Source organism: uncultured Lactobacillus sp., assembly GCF_944327175.1.
GTDB lineage: Bacteria > Bacillota > Bacilli > Lactobacillales > Lactobacillaceae > Lactobacillus.
Genome location: NZ_CALVGT010000035.1, coordinates 1 through 14,269 on the forward strand (window position 1 = coordinate 1; position 14,269 = coordinate 14,269).

Below are 14,269 nucleotides of genomic sequence, written 5' to 3' on the forward strand. Positions count from 1 at the left end.
CAAGCTAAAGCAATCATACAGCCCTTAGTAGAAAGAATGAGCCCCAGGCAACCCGAGGCTCAATAATATAAGTTTGGTAATTGGATGATCCCTGCACCCGCAAATCATCTCTATCTGACTAGTGTGAGCTGGAATGCATTTTGGCATTTCTCGACTTGCAAGCCCCGGACTTCAGTCCGAGGTTGGTTGACAACAGGTAAAAAATTAAAAGGAAAGCGCTTGAGTTGCCATTCTCAAGCGCTTTTTAGCAGTTGAAAATAATGGAAACATACTTTATAATCACTAATAAAATTATTATCCGTATTTACATCCGGTTAATTCCATGTTAGAGTATAAATATCCCCTTCTATTGGAGGAAATTCCGAACATTACCTACTGGAGGATCAAATGGAATTTATTAATAAGTATTTCGAGCTCGACAAGCTCGGTTCAAACCCTAAGCGGGAGTTCATCGCTGGTCTGACGACCTTCTTCGCGATGTGCTACATCCTTTTCGTCAACCCTAGCGTCTTGGGCGCCAGCGGGATGGACAAGGGCGCGGTCTTCACGGCAACTGCCCTGGCCAGCGCGCTTGGCTGTTTAATCATGGGTATTTTTGCCAACTACCCGATCGCTACTGCCCCGTCTTTGGGTCTTAACGCCTTCTTCGCCTACACTGTCTGCATCGGCATGAAGGTGAAGTGGCAGACTGCTCTGGCCGCTGTTTTCGTGGCCTCAATCATCTTTATTTTGATTACGGTCTTCAAGCTGCGGGAGCTGATCGTTGACAGCATCCCTAACGACTTGAAATTTGCCATCTCCGCCGGGATCGGGATCTTCATCGCCTTCCTGGGCCTGCAAAACGGTAAGCTGGTCGTCAACAGCGCTTCTACTTTGGTAACTATCGGTTCCTTCAAGGACCCGGCTGCCTGGGTAACCATCTTCGGCTTGCTGGTAACCATCTTCTTGATGATCCGGCGGGTGCCAGGCGCGATCTTCATCGGGATCGTCCTGTCTTCAATCTTCAGCATCCTGGTTGGCCAAAGCAAGATGCCAACTTCTGTCGTTTCTCTGGCACCAAGCTTGAAGCCAAGCTTCGGCCAAGCTATCTTCCACCTGGGCGACATCAACACGGTACAGATGTGGACGGTCGTTTTGACCTTCCTCTTAGTGGCCTTCTTCGACACCACTGGTACCTTGATCGGGCTGGCTCACCAGGCCGGCCTGGTTGACAAGGACGGCAAGATGCCAAGAATCGGCAAGGCCATGGCGGCTGACTCAACGGCCATGATGGCTGGTTCCATCATCGGTACTTCACCAGTTGGCGCCTACGTTGAATCTTCATCCGGGATCGCTGCCGGCGGCCGGTCTGGTCTGACTGCCGTTTGGGTTGGTATCTTCTTCCTTTTGTCCATGTTCTTCAGCCCACTGTTGAGCGTGGTCACGACTACGGTTACTGCTCCAGCTTTGATCATCGTTGGCGTTTTGATGGCTGCCAACCTGGCCAAGATTTCTTGGGACAAGCTGGAAATCGCCATTCCAGCCTTCCTGATCGTGATCGGCATGGGCTTGACCTACTCCATCGCTGACGGGATGGCCCTGGGCTTGATCGTTTACCCGATCTCCATGACCGCGGCTAAGCGGACCAAGGAAGTCAGCCCAATGATGTGGATCCTGGCTGTGGTCTTCGTGATCTACTTCTTGATCTTGAACGTCTAAACGATAACAATAACAATTTTTGCCAAGCTAAAAAGCCCCGACTTCAGTCGAGGCTTTTTCTGATGCATTTTCTTCTTTATTCTTTGGATTCCTGCAGGCTGGCCAGTTTGTCATAGACCAGGCCCCGCTGATTTTCATCGATTTCCAAGACTAAAAGGTCGCCGGCTAGCAACTTGGTATTCCCATCAGGGATAATATCCTTTTGCCCCCGGTGAATAACCTTGACCAGAGTTCGGGCCGGCCAGGCAATCTCCTTGACCTGGTGGTCAGCCAGTTGGCTGCCTTCATAGATGGAGATAGTCAATTGGTCAGCTTCCCCGACATAGTCATTGTCTTCTTTAGTCTGCATCCGGCCAGCCAAGCTTTCATAAATCGGCTCCCCGCCCAACAATTCATTGACGATGTAGGCAACAACTGAAACCACGGCCAAAGGCATGAGGTGCAGAAGCGACCCCACCATTTCCGCGATCAGCATGATGGCGGTAAAAGGTGAACGGACAATAGCCGCGAATAATCCGGCCATGGAGAAGATAACCAAGTTGACGACCAATTTTTGATCCAAAAGGCCCAGGCCCACCATAAACTGGCCGTAGACCGCGCCCAGAAGCGCCCCCATGGTCAAGATTGGCAAGAAGATCCCGCCCGGCAGACCAGAATCATAGGAAATAATGGAAAAGCTGATCCGCAAAAGGAAGATTAAGGCCAGGATCCCAGTGACATGCATTTGGTTCAAGCTGAGAATCAAGTTATTCCCCCCGCCGACATAGCCCGGGAAGTAGTACATGATTGGCACCAAGATAAGTGCCGGGATCACCCCATGCAGCCAGCGCGGGAGAACAGGGATCTTTTGATAGACATGGCTGACATTAAGCAAGCCCCACTGATACAGGCGCCCGATCAAGCCCAGGAAGGCCCCCAGCAAGAGCAGGTGCCAGTACTGCAGGACCGGGAAACTGTGCTTGTAGTCAATCGCCAAGACTGGAGTCTGGCCAAAGATATTGGAGACCACAAAATTGGCCATGATGGCGCCAGCTAAGGCGTTAAGCCAGACCCGGGGCGAAAAGTTGTGAAAGACCTCTTCCACGATAAACATGGCCCCGCCCAATGGCGCCCCGAAGGCCGCGGATAAGCCGCTGGCCGCCCCAGTTGCCAGGAGGACTCTGGAGTCAGTTTTGGAGGCCTTGAAGCCCTGGGCCACTCCCTGGCCGATTGTTGACCCTAATTGAATTGACGGGCCTTCCCGGCCCAAAAAGAGCCCTGAGCCAATGGACAGAACCCCGCCGATGAACTTGCGCCAGAGGATCGGCCACCAGGCCAGTTGCAGCTTACCCTGCAGCTGGAGTTCAACTTCCGGGATCCCGGAGCCGCCGGCATGCGGCTGCTGCTTGACCAAAAAGCCGGCCACGATCACGCTGGCTAAAGCCCCCGCGGCTAAGAGCCACAAGAGGGCCGGATTGGCGTGTGCTGCCTGGTAGCCCTTCTGCCATATGGCCAGGATCTGCCCAATCAGCCAGCGGAAGCTGCCGACAACGATGCCGGCCACCAGGCCCACGACCAAGGCTTCAAATAATAAGCGCAAGTTGGATTTGCGCGTTTGTCTGTCTTCACTCTCCATAAAATGTTTGTCCACCTTATTTCTCGATATAAAATAAGGATAAACTTTTTCGGCAAATATGTAAAATCTGCTTTATGGCTTCATCATTGTATGAGCCTCTACCATTAAGATAATCAGAAGCAACTTGTACTTTTAGTTCGGATAAATATTTGGTCATAAAAATACCCCACAATCGTTAGATGTCTATATCTAACAATTGTAGGGCACTTCAAAGCTGTAGCTGCTGACCACATCCAGCATCCCCTGCTCCTGCCCCAAAGTCATCTTGCCGTCCAAACTGAGCAGAATCCCCAAGCTGGCGATAAGCAGACAGCAACCGATCTGGCCCAGGCTGCTCAGCAGAACCGCCAGAATTTGCCGGCGGTCCAGGGAAAAGAGGCAGATTTTTCCAGCTTTAATCATTGCCGTGGAAGCAGATAAAGCTGTATCTGTGCTGTCTTCTGCGCCGTCTTTTCAGCTTGGCGTCTTTGCCGTCGCGTTCCAAGATTCTTTCCATTTCCAAGATAAAATTAAACATTGTTTCCCTCCTCATCAAATCAACTTACAATGCAATTGTAGGCCAAGAAGCTGGCCGGAAACGAAAGCCGTCAAATTTGCCACTTTTCGCGTCATTTTCGTCAGATAAAGGGCAAAAGAAAAGAGCGAAGATCACGGATGGAGTCTCGCTCTCTAGAGTTATATTCACTTTTAGTAGTTGGTTACGGTTGCCTGGCCAACGCCGACAATCTTGAATTGTGCTGCTTGGCTGCTCTTCTTGCCAGCAGCTGAGGCAACGACCTTGAAGTTCCCCTTCTTGCCCTTCAGTGACTTGGCTGAGAAGAAGACCTTTTGCTTGTCCTTGGTCAACTTAGCCTTTTTGACCAGCTTGTTCTTGTAGTAGAACTTTAAGGTAGTTTTCTTCTTGGCATCAGTCGTGAAGGTCAGCCCCTTCTTGGTCCGGTCAGCCTTAAGCAGGGTTGGCTTAGCGGCAGCGTAGCTGTCCTTGGCCAAAACGTAGGCCTTGGTTACGGCAGCTCCCTTGGCGTTTAAGCCAGTAAGAGTGAAGTCCTTGTAGCCGGTGAACTTGACGGTCGTCTTGAATTGGCCCTTCTTGGTCACCTTAGCTGGCTTGAGTGCCTTGGCATTGTAGCTGATAGCTACCTTGCTTGCGCCTTTAGCCTTACCAGTGATCGTCAATGACTTGGTCTTGGCGTGGTAGCTGGTCTTAACGGCAGTGACGGCTGGCTTAGCCGGAGTATAGTTCACAACCGTTACGATGTCAGCGGGATCATCATTGTCCGCGGCATTGACTTGCTTTTCACCAATGACTGTCAACATTCCCAAGGCTAAAGCAGCCGTTGAAACAGAGGCTAAAATCTTATTTCTTTTCATGTTTCCCTCCTAAAAATCAATTAATTAACTTACTCTGTCATTGTAGACCTATCTAACGAAAGCCGTCAAATTTGCCGCTTTTCGCGTCATTTTCGTCAGATAAAGGGCAAAAGAAAAAGAGCGAAGCTCACGGATGGAGTTTCGCTCTCTAGAGTTATATTCGCTTTTAGTAGTTGGTTACAGTTGCCTGGCCAACGCCGATAATCTTGAATTGGGCAGCTTGGCTGCTCTTCTTGCCAGTAGCTGAGGCAACGACCTTGAAGCTCCCCTTCTTGCCCTTCAGTGACTTGGCTGAGAAGAAGACCTTTTGCTTGTCTTTGGTCAGCTTAGCCTTCTTGATCAGCTTGTTCTTGTAGTAGAACTTCAAAGTAGTCTTCTTCTTGGCATCAGTCGTGAAGGTCAGCCCCTTCTTGGTCCGGTCAGCCTTGAGCAGGGTTGGCTTAGCGGCAGCGTAACTGTCCTTGACCAATACGTAGGCCTTGGTTACAGCAGCCCCCTTGGCGTTTAAGCCAGTAAGAGTGAAGTCCTTATAGCCGGTGAACTTAACGGTCGTCTTGAATTGGCCCTTCTTAGTTACCTTGACTGGCTTGAGTGCCTTGGCATTGTAGCTGACAGCCACCTTGCTTGCGCCTTTAGCCTTACCAGTGATCGTCAATGACTTGGTCTTGGCGTGGTAGCTGGTCTTAACGGCAGTTACGGCTGATTTAGCCGGAGTATAGTTTACAACCGTTACGATATTAGCAGGATCATCATTGTCCGCGGCATTAACTTGCTTTTCACCAATGACTGTCAACATTTCTAAGGCTAAAGCCGCCGTTGAAACTGAAGCTAAAATCTTGTTTCTTTTCATATTTTCCTCCTAAAAAGCATTAATCAACTTACGCGCTCATTATGAAACTCAAGCAGATGACGAAGATTTCAAGGCAACTGATCAATACAATGGCTTCTTAAAGGCCAGCGAAGTTAAGAAAGCAAAGCTGCCGACCATCATTTCCAAGAAGGCGGCCAAGACAAGCGACCAGCCCGCCAGCGCGAGCCAGCCGGCAGCCTTGAAGACGGAAATCGCCAAGGCTGAAGCCGTCCAGAAGGAAACAATCTACAAGCTGTCATCTTCCTACCGCCGTGACTACCTGGACTACGCGCTCAGTAATGCGCAAAAGGCACTTTCCGGCAATAAGGGTGAGGTAACTTTTGCCAAATGGCTCCTGGCCAACTCTGAGACCTACCTCAACGGGAAAAAGGCCCCAGTCACCAACATCAACAAGCTGAACAAGGCTGAGTACGAACGCGTGCGGAGAATCGTTTCGGACGCAGCGCCGAATGGCTACATAACGACCATTTACTACAAGCGGGCGGATGGCACTTGGCACAGAAAATACAGTGAACTTTGGAACAACAAAAACTGCAAATTCGTTTATGTCAACGAGAAGACTAACGAGAAGAAATTCTTGAAGATCAGCGACTTCGCGAAGAACAGCAAGTAATAGTTTACAGATGAAAAGCAGTTAACTTTTTGAAGCTGACTGCTTTTTGCTCGCTCATTTTTTCTTTAAGCCCGATATTTTGCCGGAATCAAGCGTAGCCACTTTAGTCAAGCTGCTCTTGTACTGATAAAGGCTACCCTCATCTGAAAGACCGGCATTGTATTTTAGAAAGGCATAGTAGTCATCGCCAAGCTTAAACAGACTCAGCATCGCGATAGCGTGCTTGCTTTTCTTGACATAACCACTGATATAAATTAATTTATATTACTACGCGTCAGGGCTCCAAACACCATCTGCCCATCCATTCGCCACTCTTTTTGAATCAATTCTTACCTGGACGCCTTTCTTGTAACGCTCTACAGCATTATTCCACAAATTTGTTACTTGTCCTTTATAACTCTTGTACCTGTGGCCGCCCGAAACATCGCGTCCATCATAAAGCGCTGCCCAAATCACAATGTAGTTGCCACTAATTTTAATATGATTTGTCTTATTATAGTAGGCAGATTTAGTTTCTTTTCTACGAGCCGGAGTGTGGTCGTAAGGAGACCAGATTCTGTATACATTATGCCAATAAGTTTGACTTGTATTTCCGGCTAAAACAGGTGAAACAGTAGTAACAACACCAATCGTCATCAAAATCGATGCGATTAGTACAATAAACTTTTTATGTAACATAATATACATTACCTCCTAAAATCGCTATACTCAGTTCAATTTTCTATATATTGCTTATGTTAAAGCTAATAACTCACTATCATATTTCACAAATCTTTTCTGGAAATCTCCCGCTGCACAATGAAAAACAAGAAAAGAAGCAAGCCTAACATTATCGGCAAGCAGGAGAAGAGTAAAGTAGCAAATTCTGGGACGACAAAATCATAAAGTATGGACAAGTGGTGGTTAACATTCAAGAAGAAAGAAAGACCATTTATAACAAACCCTACTAGAAATGCCGTAATTCGATTACTAATTAGAAAGCAAAAACTGGTAAGCAGAAGAAGAGCCAAGCACGACAAAATTAAATATAAACAGCGAATCAATGCCTCAGTAGCTACTGTCCCTAACGTCGGCCTCCAGCCATTAACAAACATCCCCGTTAAACTACCACACGCCCATGGTAGCAGACTTGAAAGTAGTATCTCTATCAAACGGTACTTAAGTTGCTTCCAAATAATCCATCTTCCACCAGCGATGTAAATATCTTGAAATCTAATTCGAAAGGTACTCAATAAAAGCAAGATCTGACTAGGTATTAAGAGGCTAAAAATCAGAAAGCGCGAGAACAGAGTTTGCTCTAACCACAGGTTTTGCTGTGTATTACTTATTAAAAACGCATTGCTACATCCCCCAAAGAATAGCAATGCGGCAGTTAACAGATACCACTTGTGTACAGTCGTATCTAACAGCCACTGCTGTTTAATAACCTTCACACTTAGACTCCTCCCTTTTCGCACGAAAATTACAGCACGGCCCGGCGGCAAGCCAGCTTATACATCCCCATACAGTATGCAGCTAACGCTATCGTCATCAAAGCTGTTAGCCACAATAAAGGACGGTCTCCCTGTTCTGGCAAAAAATTCGTAGGCGATATGCTTGGCATATAGTCAATTGGTAGAACGGCATTTAGCTCCATTAGTACAAGCTCTAAAACCAAGGCTGTACTCAATGATGCAAAGCGATTTCTAATCCAAACCGAGTTGACCAAGACAAATACCGAAAACAAACCTCCCCAGACAGAAGCTAGCAATATATTAAGACATGCGTGAACAAATGGATGACTATAATACAAAGAAACCAGCATGGTGTTGAAGTTGAAAACCCCAATATTGATATTCAGCAAATTATCCGGTTTAAAATTGGGAAGAATCAACAAATACCCCAACAAGTTTAAAAGTAGTGGAATCATGATGGTCACAAATCCGGTCATAAAAGCCATAGCCACATATTGCTTAATCAAATGGGCTAAAGGTACCTGCAGTTTAAATTTGTTGAATAAACCGCTGTCTAAGTCTTCTTTTAACATATTTCCTGCCGGAATACTGGCTAAGAAAGGCAAGAGGATAAAGAAAATTGTCGTTGCAGATGAGTCAGTATTAATTGATAACCAGCGGGTGTAAGGAGAGTCGATATTCGCCATACCGGTGTAGCAGTTGACGATTATCTGACCCAAGCCCACTGCCATGCCAACAGCGATTGCCGCAACAAACCAGCGCTTATTTAATCTTGACCATAATAAACTCATTTTTCCATACCTTACTTAGTGTCTGGACTCCAAACGCCATCTGCCCATCCGTTAGCGGCTTTCTTCGAATTGATTCTTACAGCCACACCTTTCCCATAACGTTCTACGGCTTCATTCCACAAATGAGTTACTTGACCTTGATAACTCTTATAACTGTGACCACCTGAAACATCACGACCATCGTAAAGGGCTGCCCAAATTACGATATAGCCCCCCTTAATATGTACGTTGTTTGTCTTGTTATAGTAAGCTGATCTGTTTTCCTTCTTGCGAGCAGGAGTATGGTCGTAAGGAGAACTAACTCTATAAACATTACGCCAATAAGTATTGCCCGTATTCCCCGCGAATACAGGTGCTGCTGTAGCCACAATCCCCAACGTCATCAAAACTGATGCAATTACTACAACGATTTTTTTGTGTAACATAATATACCTCCTAAAAATTAGGCTCATTCCAGAAGCATTGAATACTTCTTATACCCATTGCCATCCCCAACCAAAAAGCTGAATCTGGCCGGTGCGTCTTCTGTATCATACCAACTTCGCACATTGTCAAATTTCAGCGTCAATGGCTGGGGAGTTTTGCTAGTCAAATGTCCAATGGTTATCTTGTGACCTTTGCCATCCACCACATCAAGATCTGATGGATTGCTAATGCTGTATGGCATGTTGAAATACATTTTGTCAACAGCTGCGATTATGCCGCGCTTGCCATCCGCGTGATAGCCACGGTCTTTCAGATCAACCTTTACAGTCAAATAGACGTTATCTTTCCCTTTGACCATCTTGGCGGATAGAATCTTAAAGTCAATTCCTGGAGCATGAACCTCCTGCCCTTTTTTGACCAAAATTTCCTTGTCTACCCCACGACAAACAGGATTAGCGTTTACTTGCCAATAGCGCAGGCCTGCTAGCACGCACAAGACGATGGCTGCCGCCAGCCACATTTTACGCTTCATGAACCACACCTTCTTCAACTTTAAAGCGCTTGGTTGCCACTTGCTCAACAAAATCCCGGTCATGTGAAGCGATGACAAAAGTGCATCCCTTGCTTTGCCGCAACTTGATCAAATCCACCAACTTATCAATACTGTCGCTGTCCAAAGCGTTGGTCGGTTCATCTAAGATAATCAGCGGATATGAGCCCAAGAAGGCTTCGGCAATGCCCAGCTTTTGCTTCATCCCTAAAGAAAACTTCTTGACCTTTTCATTAGGAAAGCGGCTTAAGTCAAAGTATTTCAGCAGTTCTGCGATTTCAGTTGCAGAAATATGCTCATCAAGCTTGGCTAAAAGCTCCATATTCTGCGTTGCCGTGAAGTCTGTAATCAAGCTGGGATTTTCAATCAGAATCCCGGCCTTGACCGGATAAGCATCTTGCGGCTTGATCTGCTTGCCAGCTACCAAGACTTCCCCGTCAACCTTCATCAAGCCCAAAATCGTCTTTAAAATCAAGGTCTTCCCAGATCCGTTGATCCCTTCAAAAACCGCGATCTGGCCAGCTTCAATCTCGCAGTTGACCTGACTGAGCAGCTGCCGGCCTGAGATGACCTTGTTTACATTCTTTAACTCAATAAACATTCTTCCTCCTTTAGACCCAGCCGTGCTTGCTGTCAACTAACACGTACAGCAAAGCCCAGATCAGGGTCCACACTAACATAAACAACTCTGCGCCACTGATCCAGCGGCTAAACATTAAAGCATTAAGCGGATTGCCGCTCCAAGCCGTCAAAGAGGTCGAAACCAACAAGACGATTGGCATAATCAAGCCCAAAGCGGGAGTGAGCTCACTGCAACTGGCTTGAATCAGTAAGAGTGAACTGACCCCAAGCCAGGCAATTAACATCCAGTGCAATTCTGCTGCTCCTCCTTGCCATGGTCCCAGAACAAGAGGAGAGTTGCTACACAGCAAGTCTTTCAACCACAGGCAGGCATTACTTGCCAAGACGTAAACTGCGGCCAAAAGCAACTGCAATATGACATTGACCCAGCTGAAATGACTTGGCTTGATCTGCTGACCTCGCAACTGCATTACCCTGCTGATCCACAATTCCTTGAAAATATTCAAACTGATCATCAGCGGGAAAAAGAAATAGCCGAACCACAAGACCGGAAAATCTCTAATGCCAGCCCTTATCTCTGCCAGGCCAAGCCCTTGGAAGACCATTATACTGGCACTTCTGCCGTTTCTCATGAAACCACCGGCGACTAGTAAAAACAAACAGATCAACAGTAGCCAAGATAGGAATCTCACCTTTATCAGCTGCCAGAAATACAGGAACTGATCTTTAAAAAGCCGCATTTTACCAATCCTTTCTAGCGATTTCCATTTGTACGCCAACAGCTAGAAACAAGACTATGCTTAGCAGGATTGGCAAGCGGGACAGAAGCAGGGTTCCCAAATCATCGATGAGAAAATCATATAACAAGGAAAAATGATGGTTGACGTTCAAGAAATAGGAAATTCCGCTTAGAACAAAGCCGGCCAGAAAAGCCCAGATTCTCTTGCTAGCCAGTGAACAGAGACTGACTAGCAAGAGAATAGCCAGGCAGGACGAAGCCAGATACAGGTAGCGAATCAATGCTTCTGCCACTATAGTCCCTAATCTGGTCCCCCAGCCATTGAGGCACATGCCGATTAAGCAGCCAGCTCCCCATGGCACAAGGGTCACGAGCAAAGCCATCGCCAAATGGTACTCCAGCTGCTTCCAAATTATTCGCCTGCTCCCAGTAACATATATATCCTGCAGACGGACACGAAATGTACTCAGTACAAGCAAGATCTGAGCAGGAACCAGCAAGCTGAAAATCAGGAAGCGTGAGAATATGGTCTGGCTTAACCACTGATTTTGCGGCGCGTCGCTTACCAGAATTGCAGTACTGCATCCCCCAAATAAAATTAAAATGGCTGCTAGGAAATACCACTTACGTATAGCATTGTCCTGCAGCCATTGTTGCCTAATAATATACATATATACGGCTCCTCCCTTATATTTTTCTTCCCTTTAATCGCTTTCAGTATAGTTCCACATATAATTCCTGTCAACATAAATTTCAACATAAATTTAAACAAAAGTCATTGATACATGCTTTAGTATCATGGTAGACGCGGCTTTAAGGCTGTTTTTATTCAGTCATATTTTTCAAAAAGAAATTTTTACTTTTTAAAAAAGGAACAATCATTTTAAATAAAGATAATTTTTTTCGCCAGCATTTTCTCAAAAGCAAAAGTAATAAAACTTTCTAACGGAGTTTCACTCTTTTTTGCTTGCATAGCTAGTAAAACCGGATGCAGGGAATATGAATTAAGGAAAGTTATTACAGAACCGGAATACAAAACTGGCCACGGCTATTTTATACTATTCTTTTCATAAAAAACTGTTAAATATACATTTGACAAATTTGTCAAATAGGAATATCTTGAAAACGGTTAAAAGATATAGGGGGGGAGCATGCTATGGAGTTTATTCGGTCTCACAAATGGCTACTGGCCATTTCCGGCTTAATTGTCGTTCTGCTGCTTGGGACATTGTTGCTGTTAAAGCACGTCGACAACAGCGCCAGCGCGATTTTGGAAGCTAAAATAACGGCTGACGATGACTCTAGAACTAGCTTTGCGACCATCTATGACAACGGGAAGGTCGAAAAAAGCAGGTCCAGCCAAAACAAGCAGTTTGTTAAGCCGATTGAAGTAGATCCACAAGTTTTTGTGGAGCATACGGACAAGAAAAACAATATTTATTTAAGGGTAAACGAGAAAGCACTGAGGAAAAACAAACAGGTCTCTTCTGACGAAAACTGGGTCAAGCTAACTAAGCTGATCGCCAAGAGAAGCAAGCACGCTATCGCGATGCTGAGTCTGTTTAAGCTTGGCGATGACTACTATGTCTTTTTAAAATACAATGCCGGGCTTTCAGATGAGGGTAGCCTTTATCAGTACAAGAGCAGCTTGACCAAAGTGGCTAAGCTTGATTCCGGCAAAATATCGGGCTTAAAGAAAAAATAAACGAGCAAAAAGCAGTCAGCTTTTTGATGAAGTTGACTGCTTTTTTGGCTATATATGAATCAAGCACGACAAAGCAAAAAGAGTGAAACTTTTCAATGAAGTTTCACTCTTTTTTATGCACAATCTTAGCTTATTTTTCTTCATACCATTCGGTGTGGTAAACGCCCTCGCGGTCGTTTCTGTAGTAAGTGTGGGCACCGAAGTAGTCTCTTTGTGCCTGGATCATGTTGGCTGGCAGGCTTGGGTTGAAGATTGATTCCAGGTAGTTCAAGGCCGCGCTCAAGCTTGGCGTTGGAATGCCGGCTTCCGCTGCCAGCTTAACAACTGCTCTTAAGGCTGGCAGGTTCTTTTCCATCACGCTAGCAAAGTATGGGTCTTGGAAGAGGTTGTCCAGCTGCTTGCCATCAGCGTAGGCATCTTCAATGTGATACAGGGTCTTGGCGTGGATGATGCATCCCGCTTCCCAGTTCTGGGCGATGGCTGGGTAGTTCAGTTCCCAGTCATAAGCTTTGGCCGCCATGGTCAATTGCTGGAAGCCTTGGGCGTAAGCCACGATCTGAGCCAGGTACATGGCCTTGCCCAAGTTGTCGATCAAGTCGCTTGGCACGCTGCCTTCGTAAGCAACTTCCTTGCCTTCCCGGGTCGTTGCCTTGGACATGAAGCGGGCCAAAACAGCTTCCGCGACCACCGTAATTGGGGCGCCCAGCTTGATGGCGTCTTCCAGCATCCAGTTGCCAGTCCCCTTGTAAGAAGCTACATTCAGGATGTGGTCAATCACGTCGTCGTCAGTCAAGTCATCCTTTTGCCGCAAAACTTGTGAAGCAATTTCAATCAAGTAGGCGTTCAAGTCCCCCTTGTCCCATTCAGCGAAAATGTCCGCCATTTCCTTGTTGGACTTGTGGGCTGCCTTGCGCATGATGTCGTAGACTTCAGAGATTTCCTGCATGATCGCGTATTCCATCCCGTTGTGGACCATCTTGACATAGTGACCGGCGCCTTCTGGCCCGATATAGGACACGCAGGCGCGGCCATCCTTGGTCTTGGCAGCCATTTCCGTCAAGATTGGTGCTGCTTCTTCATAAGCTTCCTTGTCGCCGCCTGGCATCAAAGCCGGGCCGTTCAAGGCACCTTCTTCACCGCCAGACACGCCCATGCCGATAAAGTGCAGGCCGTGCTTCTTTAATTCATGGTAGCGGCGGTTGGTGTCGTGGAAGTTGGAGTTCCCGCCGTCAATAATGATGTCGCCCTTGTCCAAAAGCGGGATCAGCTTCTGAATGGTTTGGTCAACCGGGTCACCAGCCATGATCTGCACCAGAATCTTGCGGGGCTTTTCCAAAGAATCAACGAATTCTTCCCAAGTGTAGCAAGGCTTCAGCTTGTCATCCTCGTACTTGGCCAAGGCATCGACTTCCGGCTTGTCGATGGAGAAGCCGGAGACTGAAAAGCCGTGATTTCTAACATTGAGGGCTAAGTTCTTGCCCATGACCGATAAACCGATCACACCAAATTGTTGCATTTATTTACCTCCTAGTATGTCTGCCTCTTTTATTATACTTGCAAGCAAGAAAAAAAGCGAAACCAAAGGTTTCGCTTTATTCTTTATTTAATTGACTTTAATCAGCAATTAGTGAGAAGCACCTGAAGTAGTGTCAGGAGCGTTTTCTGGAACTGAAGCACTTGAAGTTGCTTGAACGTTCAAAGCTTCTGCCTTGTCTTCTGAGTGACCAGATGCACCTGAAGCCGCGTCAATTTCCAAACCAAACTTTTCAGCAAAGTATGAGAATGGGTGCAGAGCTTCTGCGTGGTAGTACTTCACGAATTCTGGGTCATCCAGAGTGTTAAGTTCAGTTGAGT

18 protein-coding genes and 1 pseudogene are annotated in these 14,269 nt (G+C 46.5%); 3 read left to right on the plus strand and 16 right to left on the minus strand.

Annotation, left to right across the window (positions count from 1 at the left end; translation table 11 throughout):
* Nucleotides 1-387 precede the first annotated feature (387 nt).
* Complete coding sequence (locus Q0J41_RS04960) at nucleotides 388-1,698, plus strand: NCS2 family permease (protein ID WP_296226950.1); 1,311 nt, start codon at nucleotides 388-390, stop codon at nucleotides 1,696-1,698.
* 76 nt (nucleotides 1,699-1,774) lie between these two features.
* Here Q0J41_RS04960 and Q0J41_RS04965 read toward each other — a convergent pair whose 3' ends face one another.
* The 6 genes from Q0J41_RS04965 to Q0J41_RS04990 all read right to left on the minus strand — a co-directional run bounded on the left by Q0J41_RS04965 (nucleotide 1,775) and on the right by Q0J41_RS04990 (nucleotide 5,753).
* Nucleotides 1,775-3,313 (minus strand): ClC family H(+)/Cl(-) exchange transporter, encoded by a 1,539-nt coding sequence (locus Q0J41_RS04965; protein WP_296226952.1) that lies wholly within the window; start codon nucleotides 3,311-3,313, stop codon nucleotides 1,775-1,777.
* A 189-nt stretch (nucleotides 3,314-3,502) separates the two neighbouring features.
* Nucleotides 3,503-3,715 carry a hypothetical protein gene (locus Q0J41_RS04970; RefSeq protein ID WP_296226954.1) on the minus strand — a complete coding sequence of 71 codons (213 nt, stop codon included), beginning with the start codon at nucleotides 3,713-3,715 and terminating at the stop codon, nucleotides 3,503-3,505.
* Complete coding sequence (locus Q0J41_RS04975) at nucleotides 3,708-3,830, minus strand: hypothetical protein (RefSeq protein ID WP_296226956.1); 123 nt, start codon at nucleotides 3,828-3,830, stop codon at nucleotides 3,708-3,710. The genes Q0J41_RS04970 and Q0J41_RS04975 overlap by 8 nt, the downstream gene beginning before the upstream one ends.
* A gap of 170 nt (nucleotides 3,831-4,000) precedes the next feature.
* Nucleotides 4,001-4,684: a zinc metalloproteinase gene (locus Q0J41_RS04980; RefSeq protein ID WP_296226959.1), complete on the minus strand. Its 684-nt coding sequence runs from the start codon at nucleotides 4,682-4,684 to the stop codon at nucleotides 4,001-4,003.
* A 166-nt stretch (nucleotides 4,685-4,850) separates the two neighbouring features.
* On the minus strand, nucleotides 4,851-5,534 hold the full coding sequence (locus Q0J41_RS04985) for a zinc metalloproteinase (protein WP_296226961.1): 684 nt from the start codon (nucleotides 5,532-5,534) through the stop codon (nucleotides 4,851-4,853).
* Between the two features lie 81 nt (nucleotides 5,535-5,615).
* Complete coding sequence (locus tag Q0J41_RS04990) at nucleotides 5,616-5,753, minus strand: hypothetical protein (RefSeq protein ID WP_296226963.1); 138 nt, start codon at nucleotides 5,751-5,753, stop codon at nucleotides 5,616-5,618.
* Between Q0J41_RS04990 and Q0J41_RS04995 the strand changes: the two genes are divergently transcribed.
* Entirely contained in the window at nucleotides 5,734-6,168 is a 435-nt protein-coding gene (locus Q0J41_RS04995; protein ID WP_296226965.1) for a hypothetical protein, read from the plus strand. The genes Q0J41_RS04990 and Q0J41_RS04995 overlap by 20 nt on opposite strands.
* A 267-nt stretch (nucleotides 6,169-6,435) precedes the next feature.
* On the opposite strand, the gene Q0J41_RS05000 is transcribed toward Q0J41_RS04995, so the two are convergent.
* The 8 genes from Q0J41_RS05000 to Q0J41_RS05035 form a co-directional block, all read right to left on the minus strand.
* Nucleotides 6,436-6,846, minus strand: a complete 411-nt coding sequence (locus Q0J41_RS05000; protein WP_296226967.1) for a hypothetical protein — start codon at nucleotides 6,844-6,846, stop codon at nucleotides 6,436-6,438.
* 86 nt (nucleotides 6,847-6,932) lie between these two features.
* Nucleotides 6,933-7,601: a beta-carotene 15,15'-monooxygenase gene (locus Q0J41_RS05005; protein ID WP_296226969.1), complete on the minus strand. Its 669-nt coding sequence runs from the start codon at nucleotides 7,599-7,601 to the stop codon at nucleotides 6,933-6,935.
* A gap of 29 nt (nucleotides 7,602-7,630) precedes the next feature.
* Nucleotides 7,631-8,413, minus strand: coding sequence for a hypothetical protein (locus Q0J41_RS05010; protein ID WP_296226971.1), 783 nt, complete (start codon nucleotides 8,411-8,413; stop codon nucleotides 7,631-7,633).
* An 11-nt stretch (nucleotides 8,414-8,424) separates the two neighbouring features.
* On the minus strand, nucleotides 8,425-8,838 hold the full coding sequence (locus Q0J41_RS05015; protein ID WP_296226973.1) for a hypothetical protein: 414 nt from the start codon (nucleotides 8,836-8,838) through the stop codon (nucleotides 8,425-8,427).
* Nucleotides 8,839-8,861: 23 nt separating this feature from the next.
* Nucleotides 8,862-9,371, minus strand: a complete 510-nt coding sequence (locus Q0J41_RS05020; protein ID WP_154548915.1) for a hypothetical protein — start codon at nucleotides 9,369-9,371, stop codon at nucleotides 8,862-8,864.
* Entirely contained in the window at nucleotides 9,361-9,990 is a 630-nt protein-coding gene (locus Q0J41_RS05025) for an ATP-binding cassette domain-containing protein (protein ID WP_296226978.1), read from the minus strand. Before Q0J41_RS05025 ends, Q0J41_RS05020 begins: the two co-directional genes overlap by 11 nt.
* Nucleotides 9,991-10,000: 10 nt before the next feature.
* The gene (locus Q0J41_RS05030; protein ID WP_296226980.1) at nucleotides 10,001-10,711 is read right to left on the minus strand and encodes a hypothetical protein; all 711 of its coding nucleotides are present in this window, start codon (nucleotides 10,709-10,711) and stop codon (nucleotides 10,001-10,003) included.
* A 1-nt stretch (nucleotide 10,712) separates the two neighbouring features.
* Complete coding sequence (locus tag Q0J41_RS05035; RefSeq protein ID WP_296226981.1) at nucleotides 10,713-11,381, minus strand: beta-carotene 15,15'-monooxygenase; 669 nt, start codon at nucleotides 11,379-11,381, stop codon at nucleotides 10,713-10,715.
* A gap of 485 nt (nucleotides 11,382-11,866) precedes the next feature.
* Between Q0J41_RS05035 and Q0J41_RS05040 the strand changes: the two genes are divergently transcribed.
* Complete coding sequence (locus Q0J41_RS05040) at nucleotides 11,867-12,415, plus strand: hypothetical protein (protein ID WP_296226984.1); 549 nt, start codon at nucleotides 11,867-11,869, stop codon at nucleotides 12,413-12,415.
* Nucleotides 12,416-12,545: 130 nt separating this feature from the next.
* On the opposite strand, the gene gndA is transcribed toward Q0J41_RS05040, so the two are convergent.
* Both gndA and Q0J41_RS05050 read right to left on the minus strand, forming a co-directional pair.
* Nucleotides 12,546-13,931 (minus strand): NADP-dependent phosphogluconate dehydrogenase, encoded by a 1,386-nt coding sequence (gene gndA, locus Q0J41_RS05045; protein ID WP_296226986.1) that lies wholly within the window; start codon nucleotides 13,929-13,931, stop codon nucleotides 12,546-12,548.
* A 108-nt stretch (nucleotides 13,932-14,039) separates the two neighbouring features.
* Nucleotides 14,040-14,269: pseudogene (locus tag Q0J41_RS05050) on the minus strand (pyruvate oxidase); the annotation flags it as partial.

What these genes read in the sequence shown, in the direction of transcription:
- Q0J41_RS04985 (WP_296226961.1), bottom strand. Translation starts at nt 5,534, where the DNA reads ATGAAAAGAAACAAGATTTTAGCTTCAGTTTCAACGGCGGCTTTAGCC.
- Q0J41_RS05035 (WP_296226981.1), bottom strand. Translation starts at nt 11,381, where the DNA reads ATGTATATTATTAGGCAACAATGGCTGCAGGACAATGCTATACGTAAG.
- Q0J41_RS05030 (WP_296226980.1), bottom strand. Translation starts at nt 10,711, where the DNA reads ATGCGGCTTTTTAAAGATCAGTTCCTGTATTTCTGGCAGCTGATAAAG.
- Q0J41_RS05010 (WP_296226971.1), bottom strand. Translation starts at nt 8,413, where the DNA reads ATGAGTTTATTATGGTCAAGATTAAATAAGCGCTGGTTTGTTGCGGCA.
- Q0J41_RS05015 (WP_296226973.1), bottom strand. Translation starts at nt 8,838, where the DNA reads ATGTTACACAAAAAAATCGTTGTAGTAATTGCATCAGTTTTGATGACG.
- Q0J41_RS04975 (WP_296226956.1), bottom strand. Translation starts at nt 3,830, where the DNA reads ATGTTTAATTTTATCTTGGAAATGGAAAGAATCTTGGAACGCGACGGC.
- Q0J41_RS04970 (WP_296226954.1), bottom strand. Translation starts at nt 3,715, where the DNA reads ATGATTAAAGCTGGAAAAATCTGCCTCTTTTCCCTGGACCGCCGGCAA.
- Q0J41_RS05040 (WP_296226984.1), top strand. Translation starts at nt 11,867, where the DNA reads ATGGAGTTTATTCGGTCTCACAAATGGCTACTGGCCATTTCCGGCTTA.
- Q0J41_RS05000 (WP_296226967.1), bottom strand. Translation starts at nt 6,846, where the DNA reads ATGTTACATAAAAAGTTTATTGTACTAATCGCATCGATTTTGATGACG.
- Q0J41_RS05020 (WP_154548915.1), bottom strand. Translation starts at nt 9,371, where the DNA reads ATGAAGCGTAAAATGTGGCTGGCGGCAGCCATCGTCTTGTGCGTGCTA.
- Q0J41_RS04980 (WP_296226959.1), bottom strand. Translation starts at nt 4,684, where the DNA reads ATGAAAAGAAATAAGATTTTAGCCTCTGTTTCAACGGCTGCTTTAGCC.
- gndA (WP_296226986.1), bottom strand. Translation starts at nt 13,931, where the DNA reads ATGCAACAATTTGGTGTGATCGGTTTATCGGTCATGGGCAAGAACTTA.
- Q0J41_RS04960 (WP_296226950.1), top strand. Translation starts at nt 388, where the DNA reads ATGGAATTTATTAATAAGTATTTCGAGCTCGACAAGCTCGGTTCAAAC.
- Q0J41_RS04965 (WP_296226952.1), bottom strand. Translation starts at nt 3,313, where the DNA reads ATGGAGAGTGAAGACAGACAAACGCGCAAATCCAACTTGCGCTTATTA.
- Q0J41_RS05025 (WP_296226978.1), bottom strand. Translation starts at nt 9,990, where the DNA reads ATGTTTATTGAGTTAAAGAATGTAAACAAGGTCATCTCAGGCCGGCAG.